The sequence below is a fragment of the Symploca atlantica LB2515 genome (assembly GCF_052546295.1).
The window spans coordinates 3,012,881-3,026,389 of record NZ_JBQWMT010000001.1 but is presented as its reverse complement, the minus strand read 5'-3'; the positions used below and the strand labels follow the sequence as shown (position 1 = coordinate 3,026,389).

At 44.4% G+C, this 13,509-nt stretch carries 13 protein-coding genes; all 13 read left to right on the top strand.

Annotation, left to right across the window (positions count from 1 at the left end; all coding sequences use genetic code 11):
- Positions 1-198 precede the first annotated feature (198 nt).
- The 13 genes from nifD (at position 199) to ACT7WV_RS12520 (ending at position 13,481) form a co-directional block, all read left to right on the top strand.
- Positions 199-1,653: a nitrogenase molybdenum-iron protein alpha chain gene (gene nifD, locus ACT7WV_RS12580; RefSeq protein ID WP_445103220.1), complete on the top strand. Its 1,455-nt coding sequence runs from the start codon at positions 199-201 to the stop codon at positions 1,651-1,653.
- A 438-nt stretch (positions 1,654-2,091) separates the two neighbouring features.
- The gene (nifK, locus tag ACT7WV_RS12575) at positions 2,092-3,630 is read left to right on the top strand and encodes a nitrogenase molybdenum-iron protein subunit beta (RefSeq protein ID WP_445103219.1); all 1,539 of its coding nucleotides are present in this window, start codon (positions 2,092-2,094) and stop codon (positions 3,628-3,630) included.
- A gap of 361 nt (positions 3,631-3,991) precedes the next feature.
- Positions 3,992-5,362, top strand: coding sequence for a nitrogenase iron-molybdenum cofactor biosynthesis protein NifE (nifE, locus tag ACT7WV_RS12570; RefSeq protein ID WP_445103218.1), 1,371 nt, complete (start codon positions 3,992-3,994; stop codon positions 5,360-5,362).
- 9 nt (positions 5,363-5,371) lie between these two features.
- Entirely contained in the window at positions 5,372-6,706 is a 1,335-nt protein-coding gene (gene nifN / locus ACT7WV_RS12565; RefSeq protein ID WP_445103217.1) for a nitrogenase iron-molybdenum cofactor biosynthesis protein NifN, read from the top strand.
- 36 nt (positions 6,707-6,742) lie between these two features.
- Entirely contained in the window at positions 6,743-7,165 is a 423-nt protein-coding gene (gene nifX / locus ACT7WV_RS12560) for a nitrogen fixation protein NifX (RefSeq protein WP_445103216.1), read from the top strand.
- Positions 7,162-7,638, top strand: coding sequence for a NifX-associated nitrogen fixation protein (locus ACT7WV_RS12555; RefSeq protein WP_445103215.1), 477 nt, complete (start codon positions 7,162-7,164; stop codon positions 7,636-7,638). The genes nifX and ACT7WV_RS12555 overlap by 4 nt, the downstream gene beginning before the upstream one ends.
- A gap of 42 nt (positions 7,639-7,680) precedes the next feature.
- Complete coding sequence (locus ACT7WV_RS12550; protein ID WP_445103214.1) at positions 7,681-7,902, top strand: CCE_0567 family metalloprotein; 222 nt, start codon at positions 7,681-7,683, stop codon at positions 7,900-7,902.
- Positions 7,899-8,216: a nitrogenase-stabilizing/protective protein NifW gene (gene nifW / locus ACT7WV_RS12545; RefSeq protein ID WP_445103213.1), complete on the top strand. Its 318-nt coding sequence runs from the start codon at positions 7,899-7,901 to the stop codon at positions 8,214-8,216. Before ACT7WV_RS12550 ends, nifW begins: the two co-directional genes overlap by 4 nt.
- 12 nt (positions 8,217-8,228) lie before the next feature.
- Positions 8,229-9,017 (top strand): HesA/MoeB/ThiF family protein, encoded by a 789-nt coding sequence (locus ACT7WV_RS12540; RefSeq protein ID WP_445103212.1) that lies wholly within the window; start codon positions 8,229-8,231, stop codon positions 9,015-9,017.
- Between the two features lie 72 nt (positions 9,018-9,089).
- Positions 9,090-9,470 carry a HesB/IscA family protein gene (locus ACT7WV_RS12535; protein WP_445103211.1) on the top strand — a complete coding sequence of 127 codons (381 nt, stop codon included), beginning with the start codon at positions 9,090-9,092 and terminating at the stop codon, positions 9,468-9,470.
- Between the two features lie 138 nt (positions 9,471-9,608).
- Positions 9,609-9,929: a 2Fe-2S iron-sulfur cluster-binding protein gene (locus ACT7WV_RS12530; RefSeq protein WP_445103210.1), complete on the top strand. Its 321-nt coding sequence runs from the start codon at positions 9,609-9,611 to the stop codon at positions 9,927-9,929.
- Positions 9,930-10,773: 844 nt separating this feature from the next.
- A complete protein-coding gene (locus tag ACT7WV_RS12525) occupies positions 10,774-11,136 on the top strand; it encodes a hypothetical protein (protein ID WP_445103209.1) in 363 nt (120 codons plus the stop codon).
- Between the two features lie 743 nt (positions 11,137-11,879).
- The gene (locus ACT7WV_RS12520; protein ID WP_445103208.1) at positions 11,880-13,481 is read left to right on the top strand and encodes a helix-turn-helix domain-containing protein; all 1,602 of its coding nucleotides are present in this window, start codon (positions 11,880-11,882) and stop codon (positions 13,479-13,481) included.
- The last annotated feature ends 28 nt before the right edge of the window (positions 13,482-13,509 follow it).

Here is a 13,509-nt window from a genome sequence, read left to right as displayed (position 1 = left end):
CTACAGTTGAGCAGTACTCACTTTACCCCTATAAACAAATCTTGTGGGGTGGTAGTCCCCCCCCTGTCCACCCCATGAGATCCAAAAACCTAGGGTTTAGCAAGACAAAATCGAAGAGTGAGGGGAAAAAGCCAAGGCAAATATTTCTCCCACTCTCTTACCCTCCTAATAATTCCTACCAAGACGAGAGGAATACTTATGACATCTTCAAAAGTTGAAAAGAACAAACAAATAATTGAGGAAGTCCTCAAAGCCTATCCAGAAAAAGGCGCTAAAAATCGGGCTAAGCACTTAGGTGTTCAAGAAGAAAACAACGCTGATTGCGGCGTCAAGTCCAACAGCAAGTCTCTTCCCGGTGTAATGACCGCTCGTGGTTGTTCCTTCGCTGGCGCTAAAGGTGTGGTCTGGGGTCCTGTTAAGGACATGATTCACATCAGCCATGGCCCTATCGGTTGCGGTTATTATTCTTGGTCTGGTCGTCGTAACTACTACATTGGTACCACTGGTGTTGATACCTTCGGTACAATGCAGTTTGCTTCAGATTTCCAAGAGAAAGATATCGTTTTCGGTGGTGACAAGAAGCTTGCCAAAATCATCAACGAAATCGAAGAACTCTTCCCTCTCAATGCTGGTATCACCATTGAATCAGAATGCCCTGTTGGTCTGATTGGTGATGACATTGAAGCTGTATCACGCAAAGCTAGCAAAGAAACTGGCAAGCCAGTAGTACCCGTACGTTGCGAAGGTTTCCGGGGTGTATCTCAATCTCTAGGACACCACATCGCTAACGACACCGTGCGTGACTGGGTCTTCCCAATGACGGAAGAAAAAGTCAAGAGTGGAGAACTCAAGTTTGAGTCTACCCCCTACGATGTAGCCATGATTGGTGACTACAACATTGGTGGAGATGCTTGGTCTTCCCGTATGTTGCTCGAAGAAATGGGTCTAAGAGTAGTTAGCCAATTCTCCGGCGACGGCACCTTTAACGAGGTTCTGCACACCCCATTGGTGAAGATGAACCTAATCCACTGCTATCGGTCGATGAACTACATCTGCCGCCACATGGAAGAGAAGTACGGTATTCCCTGGATGGAATTCAACTTCTTTGGCCCAACCCAAATCGCCAAATCTCTACGGGCAATTGCTGCCAAGTTTGACGAAAAAATTCAAGAGGGTGCTGAAAAAGTTATTGCCAAGTACACAGCCGAAGCTGAATCAGTAATCAATAAATTCCGCCCTCGTTTAGAAGGCAAGAAAGTAATGATGATGGTCGGTGGCTTACGTCCCCGTCACGTCGTCCCAGCTTTCGAGGAATTAGGGATGGAAGTAGTCGGTACTGGCTATGAATTTGGTCATAACGACGACTACAAACGTACCAGCGATTACATCAATGAAGGAACAGTCATTTACGATGACGTAACTGGCTATGAATTTGAAGAGTTCGCCAAGAAACTTCAGCCAGATTTAGTAGCAGCAGGCATCAAAGAGAAGTACGCCTTCCAGAAGATGTCCTTGCCGTTCCGCCAAATGCACTCTTGGGATTACTCTGGTCCTTATCACGGTTATGATGGCTTCGCTATCTTCGCTCGTGACATGGACTTGGCTATCAATAGCCCCACCTGGAGTTTAGTCCGCACACCTTGGAAAAAGTAAGAGGTAGTGGGTAATGGGTAATGGGTAATAGGTAATCGGCTTTAGGGTCAACAATCAATTACCAATTACCCGGATCCCCGACTATAATGCTTATCCCGTCAAGCAAGTAAGATGTGTTTGGATTTTGAATTGTGTTAGATCACAAAGAAGAGAGAATTAAGCCAACCGAATGAACAGCTTGTTATCTAATTCTTCATTCTTTTTTCTTTTAATTCTAACCTTAAATCCTGTAGCCTTACTAATAGATGGGAAATGATTTAAAGGGTAAACAAGTATATCATTAGATAGGCTTTGCACCCATCTCACCTTAACTTAGTTGTTAGTTATTAGTCTTTTCAGGTTACAACAACTAGCAACTAAAAGCCAAGATTTTTCCTAAGCTGTCTGCTTACAAGCGTACTGCTAAAGGCAATTACTACACATAGAGGAATTGAAGTCATGAGCCAAACTGACGTAAATAAAATTAAAGACCACTTTAAACTCTTTCATGATCCAGATTATCAGGAACTCTTTAAGCTCAAAAGAGAATTTGAAGCGGCTCCCTCTCAGGAAGACATTGATAAGATTAACGAGTGGACTAAGACTTGGGAATATCGCGAAAAGAACTTTGCTCGTGAAGCCCTAACAGTTAATCCCGCCAAAGCTTGTCAGCCCCTAGGAGCTATCTACGCTGCCTCTGGTTTTGAAGGAACCCTACCCTTTGTTCACGGTTCTCAAGGTTGCGTCGCCTACTTCCGGACTCACCTTGCTCGTCACTACAAAGAGCCTTTTTCCGCAGTTTCTTCCTCAATGACTGAAGATGCAGCGGTCTTTGGTGGGCTGACCAACATGGTTGATGGTTTAGCCAACTCCTACGCCCTCTACAAGCCCAAGATGATTGCTGTGTGCACAACTTGCATGGCAGAGGTCATTGGAGATGACTTGGGTGCTTTCATTGGAACCTCCAAGAGTAAGGGTTCTGTCCCCGAAGACTTCCCAGTTCCTTTCGCCCATACCCCCAGCTTCGTCGGTTCCCATCTCACGGGTTATGACAGCATGCTCAAGGGCATTCTGGACAACCTGACAGCAGGCAAGAAGCAAGAAACCAGCAACGGCAAGATTAATATTATCCCTGGCTTCGACAGCTATGTTGGCAATATCCGTGAGCTGAAGCGCATGCTTTCTCTGATGGATGTTGATCACACCATTCTGGCTGACAACTCTGACACCCTTGATTCACCTAATGATGGCGAATACAAGATGTACCAGGGCGGCACAACTCTAGAAGAAGCAGCGGATTCGATCAACGCCAAAGCAACTATTTCACTGCAAAAATACACCACTGTTAAGGCTCTGCCTTGGATCGAAAAAGAGTGGGGTCAGCAAACCGCTACCCACCGTCCCGTTGGCGTCCGTGGCACCGATGAGTTCCTGATGGCCATCTCAGAACTGACCGGTAAAGCGATTCCTTGGGAATTAGAAAAAGAAAGAGGTCGTGCAGTTGACGCTATGACCGATTCCCAAGCTTGGGTACACGGCAAGCGTGTTGCAATCTACGGCGATCCTGACTTAGTGATGGGTCTGTTGAACTTTACCCTCGAAATGGGTATGGAGCCAGTTCACGTGTTGGTACACAACGGTACCAAGAAGTTCCAGAAAGAAGCTGAAGAACTTCTTGCTACCACACCAGCAGGAAAAGACGCAAAAGTCTGGATTGGCAAGGATCTGTGGCATATGCGCTCACTACTGTTCACTGAGCCAGTAGACCTAATCATCGGTAACTCCTATGGTAAGTACCTGGAGCGTGACACCAAAACCCCACTAGTACGGATTGGTTACCCAATCTTTGATCGCCACCACCTACACCGCTACTCTATCGTCGGTTACGAAGGTGCGATCAACCTGCTCAACTGGATTGTCAACAGAGTACTCGAAGAAGCAGACAATACCACTAACATTCCTAGCAAGACCGACATCTCCTTCGACCTAGTTCGCTAATTTAAGCGAGAACAGTGTAGAGACGTTGAACCATAACGTCTCTACCAACCACAGGTTTTATCCGTTTCCTGGTTTTATTTTACTAAAAAACGGTTCCTTAAAACCTGTGCTGCTCCCTTCGATTAAAAAGGCAAAATTGGAAATTAAACAACTCAGTCTGTGGATAATATAAACCCTTTCTTCCGAGATAGAAGTTAAACAAAAGGGTGCATCTTTTTTCAGGCTACTACTAGACGGAATATCCGCAATCACAGACAAGAGTTTAATTTTGAATTCCTCATCTTTAATTGTAAAGCCCTAGGGACACATTTAAACGTTGGATAAGTTTAATAAATAAGGCCATCTTCACAATATTTGAGCCATGAAGATTACCCAAGGTAAAATCGCTGAGCTACTAGAAGAGCCAGCTTGTGGACACAATAAAACTCAGGAAGGTAAAGCAAAGAAAACAGCTTGCCAGCAACAAGCTCAGCCGGGAGCAGCTCAAGGGGGTTGTGGGTTTGACGGAGCCAGCATCGCTTTAGTACCCATCACCGATGCTGCTCACTTAGTACACGGGCCACTAGGTTGCTCTGGCAACTCTTGGGGCGCTCGCGGTAGTCTCTCCTCTGGCTCTCATCTTTACAAGATGGGGTTTACCACCGACATGAGCGAAAATGACATCATCATGGGTGGTGAGAAAAAGCTTTACAAAGGCATTTTAGAAGTACACAAGCACTATCAACCCGCAGCGGTGTTTGTCTATTCCACTTGCGTCACTGCCCTAATTGGCGATGACTTGGATGCTGTTTGTAAAGCTGCTGCCAAAAAAACCGGTATCCCGGTGATACCCGTTAATTCTCCCGGCTTCGTGGGCAGCAAGAACTTAGGCAACCGCATTGCTGGGGAAACTTTACTAGAATACGTTGTCGGCACTGCTGAGCCGGAATTTACCACTCCCTACGACATCAACTTAATCGGCGAGTACAACGTCGCTGGCGAGATGTGGAGTGTCTTGCCTCTATTCGAGAAACTCGGCATCCGAGTCCTCTCCAAAATCAGCGGTGATGCTCGCTACCAAGAAATCTGCTATGCCCACCACGCCAAACTCAATGTGATGATCTGCTCAAAAGCGCTGATCAACATGGCGAGAAAAATGGAGGAGCGCTATGGCATTCCTTATATAGAAGAATCATTTTATGGGGTAGAAGATGTCAACAATTGTCTGCGGCATGTAGCCGAGAAGTTAGGTGACCCAGATTTACAGCGGCGCACTGAAGAGTTAATTGCCGAAGAAACAGCGACCCTAGAGAAACAACTAGCGCCCTATCGCGCCCGGCTGCAAGGCAAGCGAGTGGTACTTTATACCGGTGGTGTTAAGAGTTGGTCAATTATTTCTGCGGCAAAAGACCTCGGTATGGAAGTTGTGGCCACTAGCAGTAAAAAAAGTACTGAGGAAGACAAAGCCAAGATTCGTCAGCTACTGGGTAAAGACGGGGTAATCATGGAAAAGGGCAATGCTCCCTTACTGCTGAAGGTCATCGAAGAAACCAAGGCTGACATGCTGATTGCCGGAGGTCGTAATCAGTATACCGCCCTTAAAGCTCGTGTTCCCTTTCTCCATATCAACCAAGAACGCCACCATCCTTATGCCGGATATGCAGGGATGTTAGAAATGGCCCGGGAATTAGATGAGGCACTTTATAGCCCAGTTTGGGAACAAGTGCGCAAACCAGCACCTTGGGAACAGTAGGAGAAAAAAATGGCTACTGTTACAACTAGTAAAAAAGCGGTTAGTGTCAATCCCCTCAAACTCAGCCAACCCTTGGGCGCAGCCTTAGCCTTTTTAGGCATCAAGGGAATCATGCCCTTATTCCACGGTAGTCAAGGCTGCACAGCCTTTGCCAAAGTGATCTTAGTGCGTCACTTTTCTGAGGCAATTCCCTTGGCCACTACGGCAATGAATGAGGTGACCAGCATCTTGGGTGGTGAGGACAACATTGAACAGGCGATTCTCACCCAGATGGAAAAGTCTAAACCTGAGATTATCGGTCTGTTAAGTACCGCCTTAACAGAAACCAGGGGAGATGACGTTGAGCGTGTCTTAAAGAATTTTCGCCAGAATCATCCCGAGTTGGATGGACTGCCGGTAGTTTATGCTTCCACCCCGGATTTTAAGGGTTCTCTCCAGGATGGCTTTGCTACCGCAGTGGAGCAGATTGTTGAGGAAGTTCCCAGAGAAGGGGAAGTTAAGCCAGAGCAAGTCACAATTTTGGCTGGTTCTTTCCTCGGACCTGGGGATGTGGAGGAGTTGAAGGAAATTGTTGAGGCTTTTGGGTTAACTCCCATTGTCGTGCCTGATCTTTCAACTTCTATGGATGGGCATCTTTCAGAAGAGAGCTACAACGCCACAACTGCTGGGGGCACAAGCTTGGCCCAACTCTGGGAAGTGGGCAGTTCTGCTTTCACCATTGCCCTAGGGGAAAGTATGCGGGGTGCAGCAAAAATCCTGCAACGTCGCTTTGGCACTAACTATCAGATATTTAAGTCTCTGACGGGTTTAGAAGCCATGGACGACTTCTTACTACAGTTATCTCAACTAAGTGAGTGTCCAGTTCCCGAAAAATATCGGCGTCAACGTCGCCAACTGCAAGACGCTATGCTGGATAATCACTTTTTCTTCGGCCGCAAGCAAGTTTCCCTTGCCCTAGAGCCAGATTTGCTCTACTCAACTGCTTGGTGTCTGAAGTTAATGGGAGCTGAAATTCAAGCAGCTGTAACCACCACACGCTCTCCGATTCTGGAACAATTGCCAGTCGAAACAGTAGTAATTGGCGATTTGGGAGACTTTGAAAAACTAGCTGTCGGTTCTGACTTGCTAATTACTAACTCCCATGGGGTTCTAGTCTCGGAAAATCTGGGTATTCCTCTATATCGCCAAGGTATGCCAATTTACGACCGCTTGGGCAATGGTCAGCGCTGTTCTATCGGCTACCGGGGAACTATGCAGTTGTTATTTGATATTGGCAATCTGTTATTTGAGCAGGAGGAATCGAAGATTAAAGCTCGTCAGCTATCACTTGTTAGTCAGCAATAATGCTAGCTAAGCAATAGACCAATAAGGAGGAAACTAATGAAGATTGCTTTCGCTACTAATGATTTAGTTCACATTAACGGTCACTTTGGTTCTGCCAAGTATATGGCTATCTACGAAATTGATAAAGAAGGATATCAACTAGTAGAAAACATGGAGTTTCAGGGCAATCTTGCCCAGGACGGCAATGAAAACAAAGTAGAGCCCAAAATTAATGCTTTACTTGACTGCACCATTGTTTACGTCTTGGCAATTGGAGCTGGGCCAGCTGCACGTTTAATTAACAAGTGTGTCACCCCAGTTAAGTCCAAGGATGAGGAAGAAGAAATCAAACAACTCCTTGATAAGTTGGTAGAAACTTTGAATGGCAATCCACCACCTTGGCTCCGTAAAGCACTAAAACCAAAGACCAGTAATTTTGAAGATTTAGACGAAGAAATTGAGGAGGAAGTAACCGTATGACTAGCAACCATGTCGTTACTGAGAATACCGCAAATGGATGTTTAGAGTCGCCATTTCTTAACGAATTAGTGCGGCAAATTAGGTCACAAGATGCCTATGGAGTGTACAAGAATTGGTCAGATGAGTTAGTTCTCAAGCCCTTCATTATCGACCGCAAAGAAAAACGCAAAATCTCTATTGAAGGTGCTGTCAATCCAGTAACCAAGGGAAGAATCATCTTGTATTTCCATGCGATCGCTTCTCGCATCGAGAGGGAGACGGGTCAACTAGCCCAGGTTGTAGTGGATCTCAATCACGAAGGATTTGGCTGGTGTTTGGTCTTTTGCGGCCGTTTATTGGTGGTGACTCGCACTCTACGAGATGCCCATCGTTTTGGTTTTGATTCTCTAGAAAAACTAGCAGTCGAAGGAGAGAAATTAACCCAAGGGGGAATTGAGCTAGTAAAGCGCTATCACGAAGTTGCCAGACTGTAACTAATTAATCTTCTTTGACAACTGACCAAGAAGGAAATAGCTATGGTTCAAGTAGAAGAGCAAAGTCGCATTGACGAGCTAAAGACTAAAATTAAACGCCTCAACAGTAAAGGCGGTCAGCTAAAAATGGATCTTCATGATTTAGCTGAGGGGCTACCAACAGATTTTGAAAAAATTATGGAAGTTGCCTCTAAGACTTACGAAGTCTTTCATCAGTTATCTGAACTCAGGCAAGAGCTGAAGACATTGGAGCAAACCAAATGACATCGAGTTTAGCTGAATTCAATCAACTTGTGAACGCTGAGGATTATTTCAAATTTTTTAAGTTGCCTTATGATCAAGCGGTTCTCAATGTAAACCGCCTTCATATCCTCAAGCGCTTTTCCCTTTCCATTAAGGAAATTAACCAAGAATACTCTGACTTGCCAGATGGAGAAATTTTAAGCAAGTATCGCACTGCCTTAGAGCAAGCTTATCAAGTTTTACTCAATTCAAGTGGCGTAGAACAAAAGCTGTTTGAGGTATTTAAGAAACCGCAAAAGAATGTCGTCATGCTGACAGAAATTCATTCTGAGTAAGGAAGCCCTCAATTGTTAAACCTCACACCCATCGAATTAGAACGCTATAGCCGCCAAATCATGCTCCCTGGTTTTGGTGAGGAAGCACAACAGCGGCTCAAGTCAGCAACTGCATTAGTTTCGGGAGTTGGTGGACTAGGCGGTACAGCGGCTCTTTATTTGGCCGTAGCAGGCGTTGGACGCATCATCTTGGTACGGGGTGGAGACTTGAGGCTCGATGATATGAATCGTCAGATCCTCATGACCCACGATTGGGTAGGAAAGCCAAGGGTAGACAAAGCTAAGGAAACCCTAGAGCAAATTAATCCCGATATCAAAATCGAAGCGATCGCTGAGTACATCACTCCCGAAAATGTGGACTCTTTAGTACAACAGTCTGATATCGCCCTCGACTGCGCTCATAACTTTGACGAACGCAATTTACTAAATGCCGCTTCTGTGCGTTGGGGTAAGCCGATGGTAGAGGCAGCAATGAACAGTATGGAAGCTTACCTCACCACCATAGTTCCTGGCTTGACTCCCTGTCTATCTTGTCTGTTTCCAGAAAAACCTGATTGGGATCGTCGCGGCTTTGGGGTACTAGGTGCAGTTTCTGGCACACTGGCTTGTCTCACAGCGCTGGAGGCAATCAAAGTACTGACTGGGCTGGGTACACCTTTGTTCTCACAATTGCTGACGATGGATTTGAATTCTATGGAATTCGCTAAACGCCATCCCTACCACGATCCCAATTGTCCAGTCTGTGGTAGCAGTAGCGGTTCTCTTACTGAGCAGCCAATGACAGCATTCGTTGGTCACTAATATCCAGATAGCAGTTCCGCCAAAGGAATTGTTTCTCCCTGAAGTTATTGTCCTTCCCCATTGAGAAGTTTTATGGCTCTTACCTTTACAGAAAAAGCAGTATCTCGCCTCGGTAGCTTTCTTGAGAGCGATCAGGCTAGTTCCAGTTCCCCCCAGCAAGGCATCCGTGTCTCTGTTATAGATGGTGGTTGCAACGGTTACGAGTATTCCTTGAGTGTGAGTACTACCCCTAAGACAGATGACTTGTTACTAGAAAATGGCGGCTTACGCATCTATGTGGATGGGAAAAGTGTCCCACTACTCGAAGGAGTTGTTATTGACTATGTAGAGGGATTAACCCAAAGCGGGTTTAAGTTTAGCAACCCCAATGCAGCCGAAACCTGTAGCTGCGGTAAATCATTCGCCGCTGCTGGAGCCGCTGGATGTAAGCCATCAGCAGCAGGCTGTAGCTAAAGCATGTTCTTGATCCTCACTGCTCCCTTAGATTAAAAATCTGTCTCCCTCTGTCCTCTGTGCTGGGAAGAGGGAAGGGAGTTAAAAGAGGAAAGAACTTTCGATTAAGTACCCACTAAATTTTTGGAGCATACAAAAATGACTACTTACAAAGTTCGCTTGATTCACGAACAAGGCCCGAAAAAAAATCGGACTGTGGTCTTCGACAAAACGATTGAGATTGACGAAGACACTTACATTTTAGAAGCAGCAGAAGAAAATGACTTGGAGTTGCCCTCTTCTTGTCAATCTGGTGGTTGCTCTAGCTGTGTTGGTAAAGTTATCGAAGGCGAAATTGATCAAGATGACCAGTGCTTCCTGGATGACGAGCAAATGGATAAAGGCTTTGCTCTGTTGTGCGTAACCTATCCGAGATCTGATTGCACAATCAAAACCCATCAGGAAAAGTATCTCGTCTGAGGTTCTGGGGTACTCATTGCTCGGTCGAGAATACTAGATCATCAAGTCGTGGCTTTCTTCGGAAAGCTGCGACTTTTAGCATCAGCTTAAGTTGTGTCGCCTTGCCGTCACGAAATTAAATCAAAATAAATTAATTATCAACTCTCCCAAAAGCTCCTTTGTTATGGTATAATCTACCCTCGTATGTAAGATGATAATTTTCCCTGTTAGAGAGAAAAGTCACTGAATGCTAACTTATCCTCAGTTGGGATTTCCCTAAGAAGCGCTATTGCTGCTAAAATTGTGGCTTCCTTCCTGGGGACGAGTGTTACTCTTGTGATGCTAGGCTACCAAGGAAAAAAATTAAAGGGCTAGTTGATGCCTTGCTGAATTACCTCAGAGTGTTGCAGCCAACTGTGGTTGCTTTCTCGTTTTTGTTGATGTTAGCAAACATAACCCCATAGACTATGTATTGATGTCCGTGGAGATTGCTGTGATTTTTGTTTAACACAGTCGGGGAGTTGGGTTTTAAGTGTTCGTCATCTTCCTAGGGTTCAAAAACACACTGAGGCGTTGAGCCAATCAATGCCAACCGTCTTACTTGTGCCTACTGTTTTGGAGCCTTCTCAATGAAGCTTTTCTGGCTGCTTATACTGCGTCTGTTCAACTGGGAAAAAGTCTACAGACGACACTCACCTCGCCAAGAGGGATACTTTGGTTTGCTGCTACCCTGATGCTGAGCAGTATCATTCCAGAAAACAGACAGACAGCTATCTACACTTCCTTCTCTACTGTTTAAAGCAGCAGGTGGTGTAAGGCTTCTATGCTTTGTCTAGGCACTGATAATTTAGCAATTTCTCTTGCCGTGAGTATCGCCATCAATTTTGGATCTTCTAAGTATGATCGTAAGCGCCAACAAAAAAGGACAGAAGCGGAGAGCTTCCTGTCTGAGTCAGCGAATCCAAGTGTATCGGATAGAGGGGTCAAACCCCTTAATCCTTTATCTAGATTTAATGCTTTCCTAGAAGTAAGAGTAGACAGGCAGGAATTAACTGCCCTGTTTTGGGAGAATACCTACACTACTGCGAGCAAAACCCCAGGATGGCTAAGTATTTTTGACAGCGAGAACCTATTTTTATATTGCCTTGCTGCCAAAGGAACGTTAATAACGCGTAAATTTGTATCTGAAACTGCTTTCCCTTCATCAGCAGCAATGATTCCTTTTTAGCCGGCAATTCTTCTCTTCAAAGTGAACAAGACTCGAAACCTTACATTTAACCTGTCAATTTTGTATCTATTATCTACGGTAGCTACTGACATAAAAGTGATGAATCTGTGAAAAAACAACTGGATAGATCGAACATAACTGAGCAGAAAAAAGATGTAGTTAAAATACCGAGATGATGTTGAGTTAATCAATTACCCAAGGGGAAAGTTCTTTAGTATTAAGGAGCTTCCACTAAACTAACTAATAGTACAAACTACTGATTTATCAGCTTTATTTTTGTTGATTGCTGATAGCCAAATCTTCAAATTAGTAAGCTTTATCGACTAATTAGTTATTGATAATTGGTAAGAAAATGCTCACAATTTATCAAGACAAATTGATGTAATTTTAATCTGAAGAGGTAATCAGATGGAATCTTGTGAAAATCGAAATTTAGTAACATTGAATGCTATATCAATAGACAATATAGAAAATGTAAAAATAATCTTTAATTGCTCAATTTGAACAAACATCTAAATGCATATGTGAAATTCTTGTAAATAGAAGGGCCTTAATAAGGTTCAAGGAAAAACCTCAAATAAACAATAAAATCATTTGAGGATCAAGTATGAATCAGGTTGCATCCTATAAAAATCGAACTTCAATATTAGTCACCAATAAAGGAGGATTTAATAAGAAAAAGGGATGACAAATCTTTAAGACTTGAGCCAACCTTCTCCAAGTTAGAGTAATAGCGTTGTCTTATGGCTTATAAAATTTCCAGCAGTTGTGTCGGATGTGACACCTGCTTACCTAAGTGTCCGACGGGTGCAATTAAGAAAGACGGCGAAAAGTATGCAATTAACCCGGATCTTTGTAACAACTGCAAGGGTTATTATCCTGAACCACAGTGCATAATTCATTGTCCCCGCAGCTGTCCAATTCCTTCCCAGCCCAAAAAGGGTAGGTACAAAGTCGATGCCAGAACTGCTACTAGCCCTGACTTGTTCCTTAACGGTAAGAATAATCGATTTGCTTCCTCAATTGTGATTTGGGAAGCTTGCAATATTCTGACTCAAAGGCAATCACTTCCTTGGGAAACTGATACTTTAGGAAAGCTCTATTACCAACGGCAAATTAAGCAAGGTCAAGGAACAATTGCCTTCCAGATAACTGATAGTTTGTATGCAGAGCAACCCAAACCAATGGGAAGTGACAGCGCGCTCTCCACAATCGAGGCAATTGATATTAGAGCCGCTGGTATGCACCTCATTTATGCAGCCCATGCTACGGCCTTAGACAAGCCTTGGGAGCAGGAATTTATCATTGATGATCGACAAATTGAAAAATATCTCGGTCTAGACAAACGCAAAGACTTAAGCAAAGCTGCTAAGTTGACGTTGATCAAAGACATTGCTCAACAACCCTGCAAAATTATGACTACCGTTAACTGGCCAAGGCAGGGTAGAATTCCAGGATTCTCAGTTGTAGAAAGCCGCTTATGGCACTTACTAGAAATTGAGCATCACTTCCAGGAAGATGAGACTGGATGTAAACATCTGGTCGGTCTAACTTTTAGAATTAAGGCTGGTACTTGGGCACGGTATTTCTTGAACAAGCAAGGTCGTCAGGAAGGAAGAGCCTTCTACCAATATGGTCACTTACCTAAATCACTTTTATACGCGCTGATGAGCATTTGGCAGCAACATGAGGGCGCCGTTCGCATGATGCTTTGGCTACTCTTTAAAACCAAAATGGGAAAGCAGCAGCGAGTTACGGTACCAACTTTATTGCGCGTTGCCTATGGTGAGCAAAAAGTAATTCAAGCCTCTTGCCATAGAGAGGAAAGAAAACGGCGACTGCGTACTTTTGAGAGTGACTTAGAAATGCTTAGTCATTATGGACTTAAGCCAGTATTTGATCCAGTCACCTATCCACCAGAAATTCAGCCTCTTTGGGCAAAGTTGAGCGATATTCCCGACGATCCGGATGCCGAACTAGAATTTTGGATTAATGACGGCAGCAGCGAGACACCATTAACAGACTCCGCCCCTCGAGGTAAATGGAATCTACTCAAAAATGCCCGAATCTTGTGGTTTGAACTGCCACCTCATTGGGATCAGCAAGTAGTCGATTTTGAAAGTAAAAAGCCTCGAAGTACCAAAAAAACCACCAAGCAAAAAATACAGCCTGTACTTTCCGGAGAGCAGATTATGTCGGCTAGGAAAAACCGCAGACTCAGCCAGAGAGAGTTGGCTCAGATGGCCGCTAAAAGCCAGAGTTGGATTAGGGATATTGAGAATGGTCGCTTTCAGATTAAGATGAAAGACCAACTGCTATTGCAGAAGGTTCTAGATTTAGCCTAAGCAATTTGTCAATGGAAAACCCAGATTA